At 56.2% G+C, this 19,968-nt stretch carries 17 protein-coding genes and 1 pseudogene; 11 read left to right on the top strand and 7 right to left on the bottom strand.

Going from position 1 to position 19,968, the window contains the following annotated elements:
- The first annotated feature begins 141 nt into the window (after positions 1 to 141).
- Positions 142 to 888, top strand: coding sequence for an SAM-dependent methyltransferase (locus JQN68_RS09785; protein WP_225072254.1), 747 nt, complete (start codon positions 142 to 144; stop codon positions 886 to 888).
- 338 nt (positions 889 to 1,226) lie between these two features.
- Positions 1,227 to 1,850 carry an outer membrane protein gene (locus tag JQN68_RS09780; RefSeq protein ID WP_225072255.1) on the top strand — a complete coding sequence of 208 codons (624 nt, stop codon included), beginning with the start codon at positions 1,227 to 1,229 and terminating at the stop codon, positions 1,848 to 1,850.
- Positions 1,851 to 2,248: 398 nt separating this feature from the next.
- Here the strand turns inward: JQN68_RS09780 and JQN68_RS14885 are convergent, their stop codons facing one another.
- Together JQN68_RS14885 and otsB are read right to left on the bottom strand one after the other, a co-directional pair.
- Positions 2,249 to 4,726, bottom strand: a complete 2,478-nt coding sequence (locus JQN68_RS14885; RefSeq protein ID WP_225072256.1) for a glycoside hydrolase family 65 protein — start codon at positions 4,724 to 4,726, stop codon at positions 2,249 to 2,251.
- Positions 4,713 to 6,317: a trehalose-phosphatase gene (gene otsB, locus JQN68_RS14880; RefSeq protein WP_249621160.1), complete on the bottom strand. Its 1,605-nt coding sequence runs from the start codon at positions 6,315 to 6,317 to the stop codon at positions 4,713 to 4,715. The genes JQN68_RS14885 and otsB overlap by 14 nt, the downstream gene beginning before the upstream one ends.
- A gap of 420 nt (positions 6,318 to 6,737) precedes the next feature.
- On the opposite strand from otsB, the gene JQN68_RS09765 reads away from it, so the two are divergent.
- The 5 genes from JQN68_RS09765 (at position 6,738) to JQN68_RS09745 (ending at position 10,488) form a co-directional block, all read left to right on the top strand.
- On the top strand, positions 6,738 to 7,262 hold the full coding sequence (locus tag JQN68_RS09765) for a GNAT family N-acetyltransferase (protein WP_225072258.1): 525 nt from the start codon (positions 6,738 to 6,740) through the stop codon (positions 7,260 to 7,262).
- A 68-nt stretch (positions 7,263 to 7,330) separates the two neighbouring features.
- On the top strand, positions 7,331 to 8,575 hold the full coding sequence (locus JQN68_RS09760) for a M48 family metallopeptidase (protein ID WP_249621159.1): 1,245 nt from the start codon (positions 7,331 to 7,333) through the stop codon (positions 8,573 to 8,575).
- Positions 8,576 to 8,831: 256 nt separating this feature from the next.
- Positions 8,832 to 9,752 carry a Ycf46 family AAA ATPase gene (locus JQN68_RS09755; RefSeq protein ID WP_249621158.1) on the top strand — a complete coding sequence of 307 codons (921 nt, stop codon included), beginning with the start codon at positions 8,832 to 8,834 and terminating at the stop codon, positions 9,750 to 9,752.
- A gap of 101 nt (positions 9,753 to 9,853) precedes the next feature.
- Positions 9,854 to 10,153 carry a hypothetical protein gene (locus JQN68_RS09750; protein WP_225073761.1) on the top strand — a complete coding sequence of 100 codons (300 nt, stop codon included), beginning with the start codon at positions 9,854 to 9,856 and terminating at the stop codon, positions 10,151 to 10,153.
- Positions 10,153 to 10,488, top strand: a complete 336-nt coding sequence (locus tag JQN68_RS09745) for a hypothetical protein (RefSeq protein ID WP_225073762.1) — start codon at positions 10,153 to 10,155, stop codon at positions 10,486 to 10,488. Before JQN68_RS09750 ends, JQN68_RS09745 begins: the two co-directional genes overlap by 1 nt.
- Positions 10,489 to 10,715: 227 nt before the next feature.
- Here the strand turns inward: JQN68_RS09745 and JQN68_RS09740 are convergent.
- Positions 10,716 to 11,225: pseudogene (locus JQN68_RS09740) on the bottom strand (transposase family protein); the annotation flags it as partial.
- 444 nt (positions 11,226 to 11,669) lie between these two features.
- Here JQN68_RS09740 and JQN68_RS09735 point away from each other — a divergent pair.
- Both JQN68_RS09735 and JQN68_RS09730 read left to right on the top strand, forming a co-directional pair.
- Positions 11,670 to 12,428 (top strand): acyl-CoA dehydratase activase, encoded by a 759-nt coding sequence (locus tag JQN68_RS09735; protein WP_225073763.1) that lies wholly within the window; start codon positions 11,670 to 11,672, stop codon positions 12,426 to 12,428.
- Positions 12,429 to 12,453: 25 nt separating this feature from the next.
- Positions 12,454 to 13,611 carry a double-cubane-cluster-containing anaerobic reductase gene (locus JQN68_RS09730; RefSeq protein WP_225073764.1) on the top strand — a complete coding sequence of 386 codons (1,158 nt, stop codon included), beginning with the start codon at positions 12,454 to 12,456 and terminating at the stop codon, positions 13,609 to 13,611.
- Positions 13,612 to 13,704: 93 nt separating this feature from the next.
- Here JQN68_RS09730 and selD read toward each other — a convergent pair whose 3' ends face one another.
- Genes selD through yedF form a run of 3 tightly spaced genes read right to left on the bottom strand, consistent with a single transcriptional unit; the run spans position 13,705 to position 16,713 of the window.
- Positions 13,705 to 14,967 carry a selenide, water dikinase SelD gene (gene selD, locus JQN68_RS09725; protein WP_225073765.1) on the bottom strand — a complete coding sequence of 421 codons (1,263 nt, stop codon included), beginning with the start codon at positions 14,965 to 14,967 and terminating at the stop codon, positions 13,705 to 13,707.
- Complete coding sequence (locus JQN68_RS09720; protein WP_225073766.1) at positions 14,964 to 16,091, bottom strand: aminotransferase class V-fold PLP-dependent enzyme; 1,128 nt, start codon at positions 16,089 to 16,091, stop codon at positions 14,964 to 14,966. The genes selD and JQN68_RS09720 overlap by 4 nt, the downstream gene beginning before the upstream one ends.
- 7 nt (positions 16,092 to 16,098) lie before the next feature.
- The gene (gene yedF / locus JQN68_RS09715) at positions 16,099 to 16,713 is read right to left on the bottom strand and encodes a sulfurtransferase-like selenium metabolism protein YedF (protein ID WP_249621157.1); all 615 of its coding nucleotides are present in this window, start codon (positions 16,711 to 16,713) and stop codon (positions 16,099 to 16,101) included.
- Between the two features lie 216 nt (positions 16,714 to 16,929).
- Here yedF and JQN68_RS09710 point away from each other — a divergent pair, with 216 nt between their 5' ends.
- Both JQN68_RS09710 and JQN68_RS09705 read left to right on the top strand, forming a co-directional pair.
- Positions 16,930 to 17,115: a hypothetical protein gene (locus tag JQN68_RS09710; protein ID WP_225073746.1), complete on the top strand. Its 186-nt coding sequence runs from the start codon at positions 16,930 to 16,932 to the stop codon at positions 17,113 to 17,115.
- Complete coding sequence (locus JQN68_RS09705; protein WP_502799356.1) at positions 17,112 to 18,407, top strand: DUF2254 domain-containing protein; 1,296 nt, start codon at positions 17,112 to 17,114, stop codon at positions 18,405 to 18,407. Before JQN68_RS09710 ends, JQN68_RS09705 begins: the two co-directional genes overlap by 4 nt.
- Positions 18,408 to 18,413: 6 nt before the next feature.
- On the opposite strand, the gene JQN68_RS09700 is transcribed toward JQN68_RS09705, so the two are convergent.
- Positions 18,414 to 19,853 carry a mechanosensitive ion channel family protein gene (locus JQN68_RS09700; RefSeq protein WP_225073747.1) on the bottom strand — a complete coding sequence of 480 codons (1,440 nt, stop codon included), beginning with the start codon at positions 19,851 to 19,853 and terminating at the stop codon, positions 18,414 to 18,416.
- Positions 19,854 to 19,968 lie beyond the last annotated feature (115 nt).

The raw sequence follows: 19,968 nt of genomic DNA, 5'->3' as shown, positions 1-19,968 counted from the left end.
TTGAGGGGGGCTGGACGCAGGGCAGCCTGATGACGTTCGCGCTGCCAAAAACGGTCGAGATTTAAGTAGAATGGACCCCTGTAGGTCTGACCTTTTTTACGGCGACCGAATCTATTTATATCTATAAGGAGATTTTCTACATTGGATATTCCACGGATCTTCAACATCACCGAAAGTGCTCATCGCATCCATAATCCTTTCACGTCAGAAAAGCTCGCCACTCTCGGTGCCGTGTTGCGTTTAAAGCCGGGGACACGCGTGCTCGATCTAGGCAGTGGTTCGGGTGAGATGTTGTGCACCTGGGCACGCGATTACGCAATTACCGGCGTCGGTATCGACATGAGTCAGTTGTTCAGCAAACAAGCCAAGCTCCGGGCTGAAGAACTTGGCGTTGCCCATCGAGTCGAGTTCATTCATGGCGATGCTACCGGCTATGTAGCCGACGAAAAGTGCGGTGTGGCTGCCTGTGTCGGTGCCACGTGGATCGGTGGGGGAGTGGCCGGCACCATCGAGCTTTTGGCGAAGAGCCTCGGCGCCGACGGTGTCATCCTCATCGGAGAGCCCTACTGGCGGCAGTTGCCACCGACGGAAGACGTTGCCAGGCAGTGTTTTGCCCATGCCATCTCTGACTTCCTCATGCTTCCTGAGCTTCTCGCCTTTTTCGACAACCTGGGTTACGACGTTGTGGAAATGGTTTTGGCTGACCAGGAAGGTTGGGACAGGTACGAGGCTGCCAAGTGGCTTACCATGCGTCGATGGCTCGAGGCGAATCCCGAGGACGATTTGGCGAAAGAGGTTCGAACTCAACTGACCACGGCGCCAAAACGCCATGCCGCTTACACACGTGAATACCTTGGATGGGGGGTTTTCGCTCTGATGGCGCGGTAATGAGGGAGGGCCGGGCGAATCAGGCAGGATCCCTTTGGCTGCGCTCCTTTCCCTTGGGATATTGAACAGTATTAAAGTATTTGGCAAAATTTTGGTCGAAAAATTGACAGCCATGGTTCGCATGATAGAGTCGACAAGAGGTAAGTCGAATCTTTCTTCTGGCCGTTCCTCCAAAAGCCGTTCCCGGAGGAAAGAGGGACGCCGTCCTATTGTGATCTGCTCACCATGGCGCCAAATCTCATGACATGGGATGGCTAATCACCCTCAGGGAAAATGGCTTTCTGGCGGACTTCTCTTGCGCAGAAAAATTGTTTTTGCGTAGGGAAAGGAGAAGCGTCATGAAAAATGGTTTAGTTTTCTTGTTTGTCCCCATGGTTTTGGTTTGCTTGTTCTGTGCGGAATCCTTTGGCCAACCATATGTTTCAGGCAACATCGGAGTCGTTTTTTTGGAAGATTACGATCTTTTTGACAGGGAGTTCAATGAAAGGGTTGTGTTTTCTTTTGATCCAGGTTTCGGACTAGCGGCAGCGGTTGGTTACGATTTTTTGAATGGTATTCGTACCGAGTTGGAAATCGGCTATAAAATGAATGATGTGGACAAGATTCGTGTGTCAGGATCTCCGTCGGCTGGTTTTAAAGGAGATATGTCGGCCTTTACCGTGATGGGAAATGTTTTCTATGACTTTTTGCCCAACGAAAAAGTCAGTCCTTTTCTTGGGGCCGGCATTGGTTTTGCCAACCTCGATTTTGATATTTCTGATATTAATGTTAGCGACGATGACAACGTTTTTGCCTATCAATTGATGGCTGGAATAGCCTATGCATTGAATCACAATCTTATTTTGGATGTTCAATATCGTTTTTTTGGAACGGAAAAACCCAGTTTTAACCTTGGTTTCCCAGCCAGTTTTGATGAATATAAAACTCACAACATCCTTTTTGGGTTGAGGTATGCTTTTTAAACTATATTATTAATTCTTTTAAAATGGATAGAATATAGAAAAGTCCATCTCGCTTTCGAGGTGGACTTTTTTTCTAATAAATGAGATTTATTATTTAGTAATAATTTCTTTTAGCATTCTGCGAGGTGTTGCAAAAAATATGCTTCCAGCGATATCCGACCATGATATTCGTTCCCAACGAAGGTCTCGATGCGCGTCGTATGATGTTAATGCTCAACCTGGACAGTATGGGCTTCATTGATGTATTCATTTCCGAAAAAGTGACGTGCAGTTTCTCAGGCAGTTTGAAGATTGATTGTAAAGCCGAAAAAGATCCAGTGCTGAAGACGTTGATCGGGCAGGTGGAGTCAAAGTTGGAGGATGTCAGAAGTAGACTTGACCATAGCTGGCCAGAACTTTCATTTTTGGTCTTGTTTCGACAATGGACATTGCTCTTTTTCGGCCTGCCGGCAAGGGACGAACAGGTTAAAGGTACGGCGGCCGCCGGGGGCGATCTGCCGATACTGGCCGCGATAGGCGACGGTAATGGTGTCCGTGGTGAAGGCGAGGCTGGAAATCTGCAGCATTTCGTGGTTGGCGGTGACATCGAGAACCTGGCGCCGGTAGCGCAGTCGTACCCTGACGCAGGTGAGGTCCTGCGGCAGCACCGGATCAAAATGCAGAATGTCGGCCCGCATTTCGATGCCCAGGTAGCAGCATTGCATCAGATCGATGGTGCCGGCCATGGCGCCGGCGTGAATGCCCTCCGCCGTGGTGCCTCCCTGAATGTCGCCGATGTCGCTGTCGAGGGCGGTCTGGAACAGATGCCAGGAGCCCTGGCGGTCGGTGCGGGCTAGCACCCAGGAATGGACGATCTGGCTCAGGGTCGAACCGTGAGAGGTGCGTTCAAGATAATAGGCGACATTGCGGGGAATGGTGTCCCGATCGAAGGGATAGCCGAGCTGTTCGAACAGCAGCGCCAGTTCGTCGGCGGAAAATAGATAGAACAGCATCAGCACGTCGGCTTGTTTGGATAGCTTGTAACGGTTCGGCGTGTCGCCTTCGGCTTCGAGGATGCGGTCGAGGCGCTGAATATTGCCGTACTTTTCCCGGTAGCCCTGCCAGTCGAACTCTTCCAAGTCACCATAGCCCTCAAACTGACTGATGATGCCGTCGCCGTGAAAGGGCACGCGCAGTTTACGGCTGATATCCTGCCAATTATCCACTTCCTCCCGGCACAGGCCGATGCGCTCGCAAAGTTGTCGGCAGCGCAGTTCCGGCAGCAGATCCAGCACATCCCGGGCGCGGTTCAACACCCAGGCGGCCATGACGTTGGTGTAGGCGTTGTTGTCAAGTCCCCCGGCCTGCTCCGGATCGCTGTCGGGGTAGGCCGTATGGTATTCGTCGGGCCCCATCACTGCCTTGATTTCATAACGGTCCATGGCGGCGTTATAGGTGGCCAGACCGGCCCAGAAGCGGGCGATTTCCAGCAACATTTCGGCGCCGTAGAAATACAGGAATTCATGGTCGTCGGTAACCTGGTGATACATCCAGATATTGTAGGCGATGGCCAGGTTGATGTGGTACTGGCGGTGGGAGTTGTCGGGCAGCCAACGCCCCGACTGGGGATTGAGATGCATTCGCTGGGTCTCCTCCCGGCCGCTGCTGCCGCTTTGCCAGGGGTACATGGCACCGGGCAGATCGGCCGCCGCTGCGGCACGCCGGGCCTCGGTCAGGCGCCGATAGCGGTAGCGCAACAGGGAACGGGTGAGAATGGGCAGTCGCAGGGTGAGAAAGGGAAAGATGAACAGTTCGTCCCAGAAGATATGGCCGCGATAGGCTTCGCCGTGCCAGCCCCGCGCCGGAACACCGGCATCGAGGTCGACGGTGTGGATGGACACGGTTTGCAAAAGGTGAAAGATGTGCACCCGCAGTTTGAGCAGAGTCCGGCCGTTGGAATGATCTTCAAGGGCGATGTCGCATTCGTCCCAGAGATGGCGCCAGGCCAGGGCATGTTTCGCCAGCAGATCGTTGAAGCGGCCGGTGCGACGCAAGCTCTGCAGTGCCGCCAGGGCGGGTTCGGAGATGGCCGGGTCGCGGGAACTGTGCATGGCGACAATTTTCTCCGCCGTCACAATATCACCCTGCTGCAGGTCGCAGGATAATTCCTGGACGATGCCGTCGGGTCCCGGTCTTATCACCACCTCGGCGCTGATGGGGCGCTGGTTGCGAAACAGCAAGGTGCGGGCTGCCTGGGCGACCTGCAGGTGGGATTGGCTGGTCTGCACTCTCAGCAGCAGGGTGTCATCGTCGGCCTGTTTCACTTCCAGCGTTTCAAGATGACGGCCTTCCAGTTTGCGGTAACGCTCCACGCCGCTGTTGGTGACGGCGCCATCCAGGGCGCTGCGCAGCGTCAGGCGTCCCGACCAGTTCTCGGCAGTGAGACGGACTTCCAGCGCGGCGAGGTGGGGATTGGCCATGCTCACCAGGCGCCGTTCCTGCCAGCGCGTGGTACGGCCGCGATGGTCTCGAAACCGCAGAATTCGGTACAGCACGCCGCACCGCAGATTCAGCCTCTGCCGAAAGGACAGCAGATCCGTGTCGCCAAGCTCAAACCACGCTTCCTCGTCAATGCGAAAGGTCAGGGGCAGCCAGTTGGGCAGATTGACCAGGTCCTCGTTTTCGATTTCACGCCCGGCCACGATGGACGTCAGACGATTGTAGCCGCCTGCCAGGTAGGTGCCCGGATAATGGATGCCGTCGGCGCGACTGTCGGGGGCGGCACCGCGGGTGGCGAAGTAGCCGTTGCCCAAAGTGCAGAGGGTTTCGCGCAGGCCTTCCTGCTCTGGATTGAACCCGTCGTAGACCAGGGTCCATTGGCATTCATCGCGAGTCATCGTCATCCTCCCTGGAAGCCGGCGGCTCGCCAAGGATGCCGGTCAGCCATGCGAGAAAAGCGCGTACCTCGTCGGTGTCGGCGACGGCGTAATCGGCCGCCGTCGGGCGCTGCTCCTCACCGCGCACGACGATGGCCAGGCCGCTTTCGGCCAGAGCTCTGAAGGCGTGTTCGTCGGTGATGTCGTCACCGATGTAGACCGGCAGGATATCGGGCCGGTCAAGCTGCAGCTGCTCCAGCAGCCACAGCACCGCCTCGCCTTTGTTCCAGTCCAGGTCGGGCAGGATCTCCAGCACCTTTTTGCCCCGGCCACCCAGCAGTTGCGGATGCCGCTCCAACACCTCGTCGACGATGGCCTTGAGTTCCTCGATTTGGTCCCGGGCCACCTGGCGATAATGCACGGCCACGGAAAAGCGTTTTCGCTCTACGGAATGGCCGGGAATCTCCGCCAGCTTGCGGCGCAACTCCTGCTCGACCTCGTCGAGCAGCGGCAGATACTCGACCCCGCGTTCCATGCTTGTCACCCGGCCTTTCGGGCCGGCGATTTCAAAACCGTGACTGCCGGCATAATACAGATTGTCGATGGCCACCAGCTTGCGCAGCATGGCCAGGTCGCGGCCGCTGACCACCGCCACCGGGCAGCGCTCGGCCAACGCGGTTACGGCGGTGCGCATGGCGTCGTCCAGCAAGGCTTTGGTGTGGTCGGCAACGATGGGCGTCAGGGTGCCGTCATAGTCGAGAAAAACCGCCGGCGAACGCCCCGAAAAAAGACGGCGGATCTCCTTGTTCCGGTCCTGCGCCGAAGGCAGGTTCTCCAGGGTCTTGAGAAGGATTTGACGATCCGAGCCGATACGGATTTCGCTCAGGTCGTTGATGATCAGGTCGGCGCCGGCGGTACGCAAAGCGTCTGCGTGGTTGCCACGATCCACGCCGATGACCAGCCCAAAGGCTCCGGCGGCGCCGGCCTCAACCCCGGCCACGGCATCCTCGATCACGGCGCTTCGCGCCGATTGCACTCCCAGTCGCTTCACTGCCTCATGCAGCATGGCCGGGGCGGGTTTGCCGGGCAGGCCCAGGCGGGCCAGGTCGCTGCCATCGACGAGGATGTCGAACAGGTCGCTGACACCCGCGTTTTCCAGCACCTTTGCGGCATTGCGACTGGCCGAAAAAACCGCGGCGGGAATCCCCAGCCGATGCAGATCGCGCAGGAGTTTGAGCGTACCGGGAAAGGTTCGAACCCGGTTCTGCTGCAGCCATTCGTTAAACAGCCGGTTTTTTCTGTCCGCCAGGCCGCAGACGGTCTGCTGCCGCGGACCGTCGTCTTCGCTGCCGTAGGGCAGTTCGATGCCCCGCGCCGCAAGGAAGTCGACGACGCCCTGGTGGCGCGGCTTGCCGTCTACGTACTGCAGGTAATCGCGCTTGGCATCAAAGGACTCAAACGCTTCCTTGCGGGCCTTCGCATGCTGTCGCAGGAATTCATCAAACATTTCTTTCCAGGCGGCGGCATGGGCCCGAGCCGTATCGGTGACCACGCCATCCATGTCCAGCAGCACCGCCTCGAGAGCGGGACCATACGTGTTGTGAGGGGTCATGGGCTGCTCCCTGTATTGCTTTGCCAATGAGTACGACACCGTGTGCCTTCCGGGGTTGCCGTCGAACACCGACCAGGTTAAGGGCCGGCTACAACAATTCTGTCAGCTCCGGCGAAAAATGGAACCCGTTGAAGAGGAATTTCTTCTCTGGAACGACCCGGGATAAGCTTTTGCCTCTCCTTTCCGCTATTGACAATCGATCCCCAGGAGATTCTTTCAGGCTGAATAGCGTGACTCGAACGACCCCCATTCGCCAACTTTATGGAATTCAATGCACTTATTTTCATTGCAAGTCTGTAAAAAATGGCTTAATCTTTTCCAGAAAATATCAGAAGCGGATTCTTTTCGCGGCAGTTCTACGGCGGAAAAATTTAAACGCTTCCTCACCCAGCTTATCAACACCAATCGATTGCTCAGGATATGCGATTAACACATCGACCTATTAATCAGAGCGACGTCCGGATCGTGTGTGGCTTTCCACAAAGCGAAGAAGAACTGTTTTTTCTATTTCCCAAGGCCGACTTTCCATTAACACAAGTTCAATTTCAGGAAACAATTTTAAAGCGTTCTGATTCAACCATAGTCGAAGCTGATGGTGTTGTTGCAGGTTTTGCAAACTTCTACAAATGGGAATTCGGCGGAAACTGTTCAATAGGAAATGTCATCGTTTCCCCGTCATCACGTGGTTACGGCGTAGGGCGCTATCTCATTGAATGTATGATTGAGACCGCACTATCGAAGTATAAAGCCAGACATGTTAGTATTTCTTGCTTCAATATGAATGTTATTGGATTGTTGCTGTATTCAAAGCTTGGGTTCAAGCCATGCGATGTTGAGGAAAGAAAAGATAATAGAGGGAATCGTGTTGCCCTTATCCATATGATTCTCCATCAAGATCGCACAGATCCAAAGCATCCGAGAGGAAGTCCTGACGCACACAATTAGGTGGTTCGCATGTTTCTAGATATGGCCTGGTGTCCCGCTCCTTCGCGGCAGGATCAAAGGGAGATGAAATGATGGATTCGAATGAAATCGTAAACGATGCGGTTAATGTTCAAAGGTGGCCCACTGAGACACCTTTATTCGTTCTGGTTCTGTTGAGTGCCATAGCCTGCTGGATTTTTTTGGTTTTGTCTATTGTCGGGCTCGTGTATGCCGGGATGCTCGGTATCTTCTTTTTTGTGTCCCATGTCGCCTTTATCGCCCATCTGCGAGGGAGTGCCGTACGAATCGGGCCGGACCAGATGCCAGAGCTTTATGAACGGATAGAGTATCTTTCGCGACGTGTCGGCTTGAAGGCAGCGCCGACAGTTTACGTCATGCAGGCCGGTGGAACCCTGAATGCCTTGGCCACCAAGTTTTTCTCCTCCAATTTTGTTGTGCTGTTTTCAGATCTGATCGAGGCCTGTGGCGACAATGCGGAGGCTCGTGACATGATTATTGCCCACGAACTCGGCCATCTCAAGGCGGGTCATTTGAAAGGGTTATGGTTTCTCCTGCCTGGAATGTTCATTCCCTTTCTCGGTAGCGCCTACTTCAGGGCTCGTGAATATACTTGCGACCGCTACGGGTTTGCCGTCTGTCAGGATCGGAGAGCGGCGCTGGTCGGAATGAGCATTCTTGCCGCCGGGGGTGTCAACGGGCCGAAGGTCAACCTCGGTGCCTTTGCCAATCAGGGAAACGATCTCAACACAACCTGGATGACCCTGGGTCGGTGGCTTTCGACCCATCCGCCCCTGGCGGATCGTATCGTTGCCGTGGATCCTTCGCTTGCCGCGAATCAAAACTCCCGACTGGGTGGCGCCATCGGTGCAGTCGCGCTCCTTGGCTGTCTTGTTGTCGCTCCCTTGGTTGGTTCTTTCGTGATGATGCCCAAGTGGATCAATGCCATCAAGGAGGCGAACGCGGATTTTGCCGATACGGAAGAACTCCCTCACCCGTCTGCGGTGCATGGGTTATCTCCTGCGCAAATTGCCGAAGCGACTCGCCAGGCTTGGTCAGACATGGAGCAATTGAACACCGTCATCGAAAAATATCGGCTTCAAACCGGCGAGGTGCCTGAAAATTATGATGTGGTGCATGCCGCCTGGAAGATATTTCGGCCCGATTCAGAGCCTCCCGTCGATCCCTTCGATGGGTATGGTTATGGCTATGAAAAAATAGGTTCAAGCTACGTGATCTGGAGTGAAGGGCCTTCTGACGAATCGGATGAAGATGACCTCGTATTCAGGCCTGAATCGACCCGGCCCTCGCTATAGAGGCATCTGAACCGAAAGGATAGGGCAGGGGAGGGAGGTGGCTGGTAAGCAAGGCATTCAGTAGGACGGCTAGCTGGGGCCGCCTCAATATCAAACTGTTGCCGGATGCCCGCCCCACATGACGTTTAAGCTGAATCGCCTGCAAGCAGTCGGCTGGTCAGCATTCGATGCATCGCCAGTCTAATCAAGCTCTCCTTCCTGTCGCTGGTCCCGGGCTTCTTTTCGGCCAAGAAAAAAATCGTTCAAGGATATGGTGATGGACCGTTTCAACGATCTCGAAGTGCTTATAGACTCCCAGTATCCCATTATTTGTATCGAAACCCACGAAGAGGCTCGGGCCGAAGCACTGCTTAACCGCGTTTCGCAAAGCATGGGCTTGCCCTTCTTTTATTGGGTGACGACCGAGGGGCTGACGCGGTTCGGAGAGCCGGATCCGGTATACAATACCAAGACCGTGTCGGAGGTGCTTGGCTTCGTATCTTCCTCTTCGCTGGCGGCAATATACCTGCTCAAGGACCTCCATCGATTTCTTGACGATCCCATTACGGTGAGAAAATTGCGGGACATCTGCCAAGGTTTCCGTCAGAAACGGAGATCTCTGATTCTCACCGCTCCTTCCTTCGATATCCCACCTGAACTGGCCAAGGAGGTCGTGTATTTCGATCTCTCCCTCCCCAGCGCCGGGGACCTGAGGGAACTCGTGCTCCAAGTGGTGCGCGATATCTCCAGGCGCCGCAAGATCGTCGTCGACTTGGATTCGACCACCGGGCGGCAACTCGTGCAGAATCTGCAGGGCCTCACCCTCAATGAAGCCGAAAGGGTGCTGACCCGAGCCATCGTTCATGATGGCAAGCTGGCGGCCGATGACCTGCCGCGGGTTCTTGATGCCAAGAAGCAGAAGATTTCCAAATCCGGCCTCATCGATTTCTTTCCCCGGCAGGAGCAATTCGAGGGTATCGGCGGCCAGAAAAACCTGAAACGCTGGCTGGGATTGAGAAAGGGCGCTTTCTCAGCGGAGGCGAAAGGTTTCGGTATCGATCCCCCGCGCGGCGTCCTGCTGCTTGGCATTCAGGGGTGCGGCAAGAGTTTGATGGCCAAGGCCATTGCCAGGGATTGGGAATTGCCGCTGCTGCGCCTGGACACCGGTTCTCTTTATTCCCCATGCACAGGATATTGAGACATCATTGAAAACGCGCGAGTCGCTGAGGCCGGTTTTTCTTGCATTTCAGTGCTGTGCTTGCTAGAATTGTTATAAATCCTAGCAAAGAGGCTAATGTTATGTCAAAACGCAATCAGATCAATATCACCCTAGACGATGCTGAATTGCACAATGTCAGCGAATATTGCCGAGTTCACAACATGACGCCCCAGGCATTTTTCAAGGTCGGTGGGCAAAGACTGATCACTGAAGACCTTCTGGAGCGGAGGGCCGATCTCATGACTTTGCAATCGCTAGAGGAAGTCAGGGATGGCCGTGCCACTCCAATTGACGATCTTCTTCAGATGATCGAAGAGGATAGAAAAATCGGGGAGGAAATGGTTAGAAACAATCTGCATTCAGCGAAGCAGACTCAGTAATGTCCGGGAAATATCTCCGGATCAAGAAAACTCCAACCTTTCTATCGGCCTTTTCGGGTGTTAGGGAATATTTGCGGATTAAAAGCCCATTGGCCTACCGTGCCCTACCTTCGGCCATGATAACCATATTGGACGTCATGGATGAGCATCCCCGCGCATGGCCGGTTAAACGAAAAATACTGAATGGTGTCGAGCAGGAGTTTCACCTTGCCGTAACAGATATCGCCTACAGGCGGCTTCACGTTCGATATGTCGTTGATGAAAACGATATGTGTTACCTATTGGCAGCCTGGGTTGACGGACAGGACGAACCTCGCTACATAGTTGAAAACTAGCCACCCAAACTTAATTCAATACAGCACAAGCAGAAATCCCCACAGGCCTTGCCTGTGGGGATTTTTAATTTTGCGAAGAAGTCTTGCATGGGAACCTAAAATGGAAGGTCGCCTAGTTGGTCAAGGAAGGCGGTATCGACCGGCCTAAAAACATCCCTGCTTGGCACGATCTTGTTTTTCCTCGTGCCGCGCATGTAATCTCGAAGGCCGAGCTGAATTTCCTTGGCCGGGAATGGTGGAATTCTCACCGCATGCTGAAGTAATCGCAGGAAAAGCAGTCCGCGAGACTTGGATTTGCGTCGGTTAAATCGAAAAGCGAACTCTTCCAGGTAGCGGTCAAGCTGCGCTGGGTGGACAGCAATTTGGTAAGGATTGAGCAAGGATCGCTTAAGCAACGATATAACACGGTGACAGAGGGGTGAGGGATCTTCGCCGACGGCCTCTTCAGAGTCCCTGCCGCCGTGTTTATGGGTTGTGATATACCAGATTGTCCGGAACCATAGGGTTAACGGCTTTCGGGTGCGATGAAAAATGGTTCCGGCTGTAACTGATGCTTGATGGCGACACTTTGCACAGATGTATCGGTCTCGATTGGTCGACCAGAATTTCTCGTGGCCGCACTTCGGACAGATGAATTCTTCAGGCCAACGTAGTTTGAAGAGGTACTCCAAGCAATGATCCTGGGTGCGGAAATGCTCTTCTAATTCAATACGGTTTTTGGGGAATCCTGGAAACATGTCCAAATACTAGATTTGGTATGATGGAGTGTCAAGAGGGGCGTTTCGATTGAGGGTAGGATTCGTGAAAAAATCAAGAATCAAAGCCAAAATCCACAATGAATGAGGTATCTTGTTGTAGTTTTTGGTCGAGTCAGCATGCGGCAACTGTCAACGATATCCGGAAATTTAAATACACAACATAGTGTGTATGGTGGTTTTAACTGCACACCCCAGTCTGTTTATTTAACCAACCTCCTTGAAACCGGATCTGGGACGACTTTTGAAGGGGAAACCCGAGAATAGCCTTTGGTGATGGTTGGGAAAGAAAATACTGGGCCGAAACCTCGCCGATCTGTAAGATATCCTCCGACTTGCCCCGATTCCACGGTCTGGATTCTTGGCAGGTTTGAAACGGATGCCGCGAAGGGCACTCCATAAGCTGATTCGAAGGGCTGAAAACACATGGTTAGCGTCGGCATCGACATCGGTTCCACCGCCACCAAGGCGGTGGTTTTTGACGGGGGCGTACGGGGCAGGGCGGTTGTTCCCACTGGTTGGGAGCCTCGAGAAGCGGCTCTCAGCGCCCTGCGGGATGCGCTGCTTCAGGCCGGCATAGCCGAAGGGCAGGTGGGCGGCATCGTCGGCACGGGCTATGGTCGGATTTCCCTGCCCATTTTCGACCGCCGGGTTACCGAAATTACCTGTCATGCCCGGGGTGCCCACCATCTCTGTCCGGCAACGCGCACGGTGATCGATATCGGCGGCCAGGACAGCAAGGTGATCGCTCTCGACGAAGGGGGCATGGTCAGCGATTTTATCATGAACGATAAATGCGCTGCCGGCACCGGGCGTTTTTTGCAGGTGATGGCCGGAGTGCTGGACGAAACCCTCGATGGACTGGGGTCCCTGGCGGCAGGGGCCGAGCCGGTTTCCCTTTCCAGCATGTGCGCGGTCTTCGCCGAGTCGGAAATTATCGGGCTGCTGGCCAAAGGGCTGGAAAAAGAACGCATTGCCGCCGGCATTCTCGACACCATTGCCCGGCGTGTGCAGGGTCTGGCCGGGCGGATAGCGTTGCGGGATACGGTGACCTTCACCGGCGGGACGGCAAACAATCCCGCCATCTGCCGGGTTATCGCGGCACATCTTGGTGTAAAACTCCATGTACCTGAAGATCCGCAATTCGTGGGAGCGCTTGGAGCGGCCCTGATTGCCGCGGATTGATATCAACTCAAACGGGAGATAAGGGATGTCTTTGACGCAAACGGAAGCCTTTCAGAGAATTGCCACCATAAGGGAGCGCAGCGTCATTGCGCTGAAGGAGTCCAAGGAAACCGGCCTGAAAGTGGCGGGCACCTACTGTCAGTATTCGCCGGCAGAGCTCATCGTCGCGGCGGGGGCGGCCGCCGTCTCCCTGTGCGGCACCAGCCAAACCCCCATTCCGGCGGCGGAGAAGGTTTTGCCTCGCAACCTCTGTCCGCTGATCAAGTCGAGCTACGGGTTTGCCGTGACCGACACCTGTCCTTTTCTGTATTTTGCCGATCTGCTGGTGGCCGAAACCACCTGCGACGGGAAAAAGAAAATGTATGAACTGCTCGGCCAGATTAAACCCCTGCATCTCATGCAGTTGCCGCAGGTGCAGAACGAGACGGCTTTGGATTCCTGGATTCTTGAATTGAAGCGGCTCAAGGAAAGACTCGAAGAGAGTTTCGGCGTGGAGATCACCTCGGAGCGCCTGCGGGACGCCATCCGCCTGCTCAACGAGGAGCGGCGTTCCCTCAAAGAGCTGATGGACATGTGTCGTTTGAAGCCGTCACCCATCAGCGGCATGGAACTGCTGACTGTGCTGCACAACACCGGCTTCAACATCGACCGCCGGGACAATATCGCCCTGATGGATCAATTGACCGCCGAGCTGCGCAGGCGCGCCGCTGCGGGCATTTCACCCTTTACGGAGGCAACCCCCAGGGTCCTGCTGAGCGGGGTGCCCGTCGGTATCGGCTCGGACAAGGTGGTCAAGCTGGTGGAGGAGTGTGGCGGTAGTGTGGTTGGATTCGAGAACTGCACGGGCTACAAAAAACTCGACCCGGTGGACGAGGCGGGAGATCCCCTGGTTGCCGTGGCCGAACGGTATCTTCGCGTGCCTTGCTCCTGTATGTCTCCCAACCCGGGACGTTTTGAGTTGGTGAAGCGATTGGTCGAAGAATTCCAGGTCGATGGCGTCATTGACCTTACCTGGCAGGGCTGCCATACCTTCAATATCGAATCCCACGCTCTCAAGCAGTTTGTTCAGGAACAGTTGAGCCGTCCGTTTCTGCAGATCGAGACCGACTACTCCGAATCGGACACGGAGCAACTCAAGGTGCGCATCGAGGCATTCCTGGAAATTCTCGCCCGGCCACGGTAACCCTGTCGGTTCGGCCCTGGCGTGGCCGGTTCGGGCTCAGGACTCGTCCTGGCCGGTTGCCGGATCCACGTTGGGGATGGCGGCCTCCCTTTATTACAGAACAACCAGGTGTTTTTCTCCCAGCGGCGTGGTTCGGCCGACCATGGCCGCCGACGGACAGCCGCGATCCTTGAGGGCCGCCAGAATGGCTTGTGCATGGTTGGCGGGTGCGCAGAGCAAAATGCCGCCGGACGTCTGGGGATCGAGAACGAGCATCTTACGCGCATAGGCGAGATCCGGGGCGAAATGGCTGAACGCCTCCACATGGTCCAGGTTGCGGAAACAGGCTCCGGGGATGCAGCCGGCTTCCAGCAGATCCAGGGCCCCCGGCAGGGCTGGAATCCCGGCCGTGTCGATTTCGATGCTGACCTGGCTTGCCTGGGCGATATTGAGGGCGTGGCCCAGCAGGCCGAAACCGGTGATGTCCGTCGCGGCGCGGATGCGGAATTCCTGCATGATTTCCGCCGCAGAGCGGTTGAGTTGCTTCATGGAATCGAGGGCGCGCCCATAGTCGGCTGCGGAGGCCTGGCCGAGCCGCTGGCCGGCGACCAGCGCCCCGGTGCCGAGGGGTTTGGTGAGGATCAGTACCTGATCCGGGACGGCATTGGCGTTGTGGATGACGCGCTCGGGATGGACCATCCCCGAAACGGCCAGCCCGTATTTGGGCGGATAGTCGGCGATGGAGTGCCCCCCAACCAGAACGCCGCCGGCTTCCTGGATCTTTTCCTGGCCGCCGCGGATGATTTCATGCAGCACCTCGTAAGGAATGCCGGTGGCGGGAAACATGACCAAATTCATGGCGGTCAGTACCTTGCCGCCCATGGCGTAGACGTCGCTGAGGGCGTTGGCGGCGGCGATCTGGCCAAAATCGAAAGGGTCCGAACAGATGGGCGGGAAAAAATCCGTGGTCTCGATGAGGGCGATTTCATCGGACAGGCGATAAACGCCGGCGTCGTCGCCGGTGCCGAGGCCTACCAGGAGGTTGGGCTCGGTCTGGGCCGGCAAGCGGCCGAGGGCGTCGAACAGCACTTCCGGCGGCAGTTTTGCCGAGCAGCCGCCCTGTTCCACGGTGCTGAGGAGATCGAACCGGGGCGGATTTTTCCCGTCAGGTCCATGCACGGCAAAGTCCAGGCCCTTTTCTTTCAGCAGACCGCCCGCCTGCTCCAGCATCTGTTGGGCCAGGGTGATGGCCATGCCGCATTCCGAGGAAATTTCCTTCGGCACCGCGATGACCGTGCAATCGATGTGGTGGGAGCGAAGCACTTCTTCGCCCTTGATAACGGCACGGGTGGAGGTGAACAGCAAGGTGACATTCATGGTTGCAGGCATTCCTTTACCGCCTTGAAAAAATAGGCAAAATCATCCGCCGTATGGTAGCGGGAGACACCAACCCGCAGGGAGCCGCCGGGAAAGGTTCCGAGGGTGCGATGGGCCAGGGGCGCGCAATGCAGGCCGACCCGGGTTTCGAGCCCCCACTCGGCGAACAGTCTCTGGCCCAGGACCGCGGAGTCGTGTTCGGGATGCAGCAGGGAGAAAACATCGCCCTGATCCTCAAACCGTTCCGCGCAGATTACTTTAAGGCGGGGAAGGGTTTTCAGTTCTTCGATAAACCGGCCGAATTCCTGCCGCGAATGGCGGCAGTCCACCGGTTCCTGCAGGGCGGCCAGCAGGCCGTAGATGCCGGCGATATTCGGGGTCCCCGCTTCGAAGCGATCCGGCGTAAAATCGGGCATCTCGAAATGTTCCGAAGCGCTGCCGGTGCCTCCGTAGATCAGGGGTTCCAACCCGGCCGCATCCCGCAGAAACAGACCGCCGATCCCCGTCGGGCCGAGCAGGGCCTTGTGGCCGGTGAAGGCCAGAAAGTCCAGGTGCCAGTCATCGACCCGGATGGGAATGGAACCGAAGGACTGGCTGGCATCCACCAAAAGCGGCACCTGGCCGAGACGCTGCTTGATTTCCGCTAAAGGTTGAATGACGCCGTTGACGTTGCTCTGGTGGTTGATCACCGCGAGGAGGGTATCCGCGGTGAGAAGTTTTTCGATCCCATCGGGGTCGATGCGGCCGTCGGAATGGTGGGGCAACACCTCGAATGTGGCACCGCAACGCGAGGCCAGGGCCGAAAGCGGCCGGGTGACGGCATTGTGCTCCAGGGGCGAGATGAGCACCCGCCCGCGTCCGGTGAGAAGACTTCTGAGAACCAGGTTGATGGCGTGGGTGGCATTGGGCGCGAATACGAGGTTGTCCGCCGCGCGGGCACCCATGCGTTCGGCGAGCAGATCGCGGGTTTTCTCCACGGTTCTGGAGACGTCCAGGGCCCGGGTGTAGGCGCTACGGCCATAGGGGCCGCCTACCTCGTTGAGATAGCGGGCCATGGCCGCGGCCACTCCGGGCGGCTTGGGAAAGGACGTGGCGGCATTGTCAAAATAGGTTAAGAGGTCCATTGCAACACTAAAGGGTTATGATGCGATTGGCGCTGGAGAGTTGCTGCAGAATGTCGTACATGTTGGAAATGGTGCCGACCGCAATCTTGTTTTTCAGATCGAAATAGTCGACGCAGGTACCGCAGATCAGCAGCGAGACCCCCTGCCTGGCCAATTCCTCCAGGGCCGGCACCGTGGGGGCCCCTTCGGCGGCGGCAAAAACGCCGGCATTGTAACACAGGATGGCAGCCGGAGGAGGGGCGATGTCCTTGAGGGTATTGAGGCAAGCCTGCAGGAGTATTTTCCCAAGTTCCTCCGAACCGGAACCCATGCCTTGATTATGGATCACGACCACCGTTCCACCCGCCGAGGATGGCGGGGAACAATAGGCGGCGGCATCGGCCAGAACGGGCGTAACGGCGGCCTTGGTCAGGGTGATGGTGTGTTCTCCGTTTGTGCTGGAAAGTTCGGGAGTCGTTCCATGATCCTTGAGAAAGCGCATCAGGTTTTCGCAGGAAAGCTCGTTATCGATCAGCACCTGAAGGCGCTCTCCTTCGGCCATGCCTTCCAAGGCCTTTTTGGTCAGCATCAGGGGTTGGGGGCAGCGCAGCCCGCGCGCATCGATGGTGTGGTCCTTCATCATTTTCTCCCTTGTCATCCGGTTGGAGCAGTTCCTGTCTTACTGCCTGGATTGTAGTTTTATTAGGGCATCCCTGACGCGATTCAATTTTAGGTTTCGCATAGTAACGGTTTTGAGACACATATTTCAACCGCTTTGGTCGTGTGGTATGCCCCTGTGAAGGCGTTGCGCAGGCGAATAATTTTAGAGTTGCTCTCAGACAAAGGAACACCCGAATAAATGTCACCCATTAACCCGCACCATGAGACATTTCCTGATGTTTCAGCTTTATCTGCTATTCTTTTTCAAGGGAAAGTGGCGGAGGCCATTGCGATGAGTCTCCCTTTCCTGCAATTTTTACCAGGCGAGCAACCCACATGTCTTCGCAAAAACCAGCAGGATGGCGTCTCAGGGCGGGCCAAATGAATTATTCCGGCATGCATGAACGGTTCAGATTTTTTATCCGTCGCCTCCAGGAGCGACTCTGGGTGAAGCCCCTCGCCATCAGCGTACTTTCAATTTTCGGGGTCCTGCTGGCCAAAGGTGCGGACCGCATCCATGTGGAGGGGATTACTCCTCGTATTTCAATGGATTCGCTGGAAACCATTCTGCTGGTCATGGCTTCCAGCATGCTGGTGATCGCCACCTTTGCGGTCGGATCGATGGTAGCGGCCTATGCGTCCGCGAGCAATACCGCCTCGCCGAGGACTCTGACTCTCGTGATCGCCGATGACGTCTCGCAGCATGCCTTGTCGACATTCGTGGGCGCTTTTATTTTCAGCATCGTCGGGGTGATCGCCGTCAAAGAGAACTATCTGGGCATCGCGGGACGTTTCGTCCTCTTTCTCCTGGCCTTGATGGTGTTCGGAATTGTCATCTTTACCTTCCTGCGCTGGGTGGACCGCATCGCCCGGCTGGGACGATTGGGACAGACCATTGTCAAGGTCGAGAAAGCCACAGAGCAGGCCCTGGAACAACGGCGCAAGGCCCCGACCCTGTACGGCATGCCCCTGAACTCGTTATCCGCAAGCGGCCAGGCGGTGCCGGCAAAGCGGGTGGGCTACCTGCAGCGCATCGATATTGCCGCGCTGCAATCCCTTGCCGACAATGCTCAGAGTCGCATCGCCGTGGCGGTTCTGCCGGGAAGTCTGGTTGCTCCCGGGCGGGTTCTGGCCTACGTCAGGGGCGATTATCAGGCGAGAACCGATGTGGATGGCGAACTGGTGGCCCAGGCCTTCGTGGTTGGCAGGGAGCGGACCTACTACACGGATCCGCGCTATGGTCTCGTGGTGTTGTCACAGATTGCCGCCCGGGCCCTGTCGCCTGCCGTGAACGATCCCGGTACGGCCATTGACATTATCCTCACGTTGTTGAGGCTGTTCGCACTGTGGGGCGCCCCACAAAATGAGGACAACCACCAAAATACCAAATACGATCGGGTTGAGGTTCCTGAACTGTCGGTGCGGGATATGCTTGATGATGCCTTCCTGGCTATTGAACGCGATGGCAGCGGAGCTGTCGAAGTCTGCATCCGGCTGCTCAAAGCGTTATCATTCTTGGCGTCGATGGGAAATGACACGATGCGTGAAGCGGCCGTGCATCATGCGCGGCGACTTCTGGCATACGCGGAAAGGGGGCTCGCTTTGCCGGAAGACATGGCGACTTTGCGGGAACTGGCCGGCTTCATGGAGGACATCGAGGAGCAGGCCTTGCGCTGATGGTTGTCAGGGTTGCCGGGGGTTCTCTTCCAGAAGGTTTTTGCCTTCCTCCGGGATTCTGGACTTGCGGGCCTGCTCCTGAAGCTGTTCGTCTTCGCTGACCAGATTTCCTTCGGTTTCACTGCTGAGTGTTGCCGGTTCGAGTACCGGCTGGGGAAGCGGCCTTTGCAATCCCTCCGGCTGTTCGGCCGCCAAGTTTTCCAGCATGCGGACCGAAATTCCCTCGGGGAACAGAACTTCTCTGGCCTCGTCAGGCATGGAAATCCCGTGCGCCTCGTAGGCCCGCTTCACCAACCTAATCAGTGAAGACTTGACCTTCGCCCCATTATAAACAGTTCCGTCATACCAGAAGAAGACTTTGAGATTGACCGTGGCCGAACCGAGCCGGTCAACCAGTACCAGAGCCTCCGGCTCCCCCAGGACCGCGGTATGCCCATTGAGCACCTCCTTGGCCAGTTCCTGAGCCTGAGAAATTCTGTTTTCGAAGCCGATCCCCACCTCAAACATTTCGCGACGCGTGGGATTGGCTGTGTAGTTGCGGATAATGCTTTTGTAAATGATGGTATTGGGAATTTGTACATGGTTGCCATCCGGGTTCATCAGCACCGTGCCACGGGTTGTCACCCGCTGCACCAGCCCGGTATGCCCGGCGACTTCCACCAGGTCTCCGAGCCGGAAAGGATTGTGGATGCTGATCAGGATGCTCGACAGGTAATTTTCCAGAATATCGCGGAAGGCAATCCCTGCCACCAATCCGATCAACCCCGTACCACCTAGTACCGTGGCGGCCAGCCGCGAAAGCCCTACGACCTGCAGTACCAGGTACAATCCAAGCAAAAAGACAAAAATACTCGATACGCGTGCCGCCACTTCCCCCAGGAGCAGATTGAGTCGACGAATGAAAATTTTCTTGGTGCCCATGCCCACCAGCCAGGCAGTCACTCCGGTCAGGAGAAAAACCACCAGGCCGACCACGAGCCGTGGTATCCGCTGTACCGACAGCATCAGAAGGGCTTCCAGTTCGATGACCGCAGGGGAAAAATCCCAAGGGGATCTTTCGGTGACTTGGATGCGGTTGACAACCGCTACCACGTCGCTGATTTTGCCGGCGAGGTTGCCGGCCCAAATCCGATAATCGGGGGAGTCGGTTTGCCCCTCCAGAAAAACCACTCCTTCTTTTACCTCCACGGCGATGGCCGCAAACCACCCCGTTGCCTCGAGAATTCTGGTCAAGCGCGTGTCGATGGCTTGGTCGCTGGAGTCCGGTTTGACTTTGATGGGTTCGACGGCCGGTATGTTTTGCCCTGGTGTGGGGGCCCCCATGCCCTCAGGGGCGGATGCGGGTTGGGCCAGGGCGAAACAGACCGTCAAAATAATGAAAAGCGTACTGACAACAAGCATCAGGTTGAGAAGCCGGAAGGCATGGGCTTTCGTCAGGCACTTCATGATAGCGACCTTTCTTCAGAACTCCCAGGTCGGATCGGGCCATTTTGCCTGACCTGAAGAAGGGAGAGATCCTCACCGTCGCCGGACTCAAGCAGGATGGACAGATTTGGTGACT

The organism is Desulfuromonas sp. CSMB_57, assembly GCF_020194955.2.
GTDB lineage: Bacteria > Desulfobacterota > Desulfuromonadia > Desulfuromonadales > Syntrophotaleaceae > JAFCIY02.
The sequence above is the reverse complement of the archived record's forward strand: the minus strand, read 5'-3'. Positions and strand labels throughout refer to the sequence as shown.